A 918-nucleotide genomic window follows, 5' to 3' on the forward strand; every position below is an offset into this window, starting at 1 on the left:
GTTCCGCCTGCTGTGGCTCCTGCTTGTCCTGCTTGCGCTCGGACGCGCCCGCGCCGGCATTGCCGTTCTGTCCGGCTTTGCTGGTCGCCTCTTGCGGATCGTCGGCCGTCAGTCCCATGGCGCGCGGGCCGTCGCCGAGATCCTCCAGGCCCTTGCGGCTCGAATTGCGGTCGACCAGCTTGACCGGGTTGAAGTAGCTGGCCACGGCTGCCTTGGTCTGCTCGTTGGCGGCGTTGATCAGCCACATGACCAGGAAGAAGCACATCATGGCCGTCATGAAGTCGGCGAAGGCGATCTTCCAGACGCCGCCATGGTGGGCCTCGTCATGGTCGTCATGACTGCGCCGCACGATGATGATCTCGTGGCGGCCCTGATCGGCGTTGGCGACGCTCATGCCAGGACCTCCGAGAGGGTCGTCGACCATTCGGCCATGCGCGTTTCGAACACCGCCTCGTCGATAGCCACGGTCAGGTCGAAGCCTGGCGCCTCGACAAAATCGAGATTGGCGGCGCGGGGTCCGAGCGATGCCTTCAGTGTTTCGAACATCGAGAGCGGGCCGCGCACGACGATGCGCACAGCCTCGGCGTCGCCAACCGCTTCGCGGACGGCGTCTGCCAACGCATCGATCGAACGTTTCTGCAGATCGTCGCTGACGATGCCGCCGATGATGCGGGCGACCGTGCCGGCGACAAGTCCGGTCACGCGCGCCTCCATCGCATCGATGTGCAACGAGACCGCCTTGCCGACATCGTCGCCAAGGCTTTCGAGAAATATCCTTGCTTCCTCAGCACTGGCCTGGCGTTCGGCTTCGAGCGCGGCGTCATGCGCAGCCGCCAGGCGGCCCTCCAGCGCTGCCTCCGCCTGGGCAACCGCCTCGGCGATCAGCGCGCCGATATCGGCTTGCGTCGCCGGCGTATC

Annotated in this window: 2 protein-coding genes; both read right to left on the reverse strand. The window is 65.9% G+C overall.

Translation table 11 applies throughout. The features are described 5' to 3' along the window. Positions 1 to 394: flagellar motor protein MotB (locus tag EN969_RS33060; protein WP_281060057.1), on the reverse strand; the 394-nt coding region annotated here is incomplete at its 3' end. Next, positions 391 to 918: hypothetical protein (locus EN969_RS33065; RefSeq protein ID WP_127419839.1), on the reverse strand; the 528-nt coding region annotated here is incomplete at its 5' end. The genes EN969_RS33060 and EN969_RS33065, both read right to left, overlap by 4 nt.

The organism is Mesorhizobium sp. M7A.F.Ca.CA.003.01.2.1 (assembly GCF_003998945.1).
GTDB lineage: Bacteria > Pseudomonadota > Alphaproteobacteria > Rhizobiales > Rhizobiaceae > Mesorhizobium > Mesorhizobium ciceri.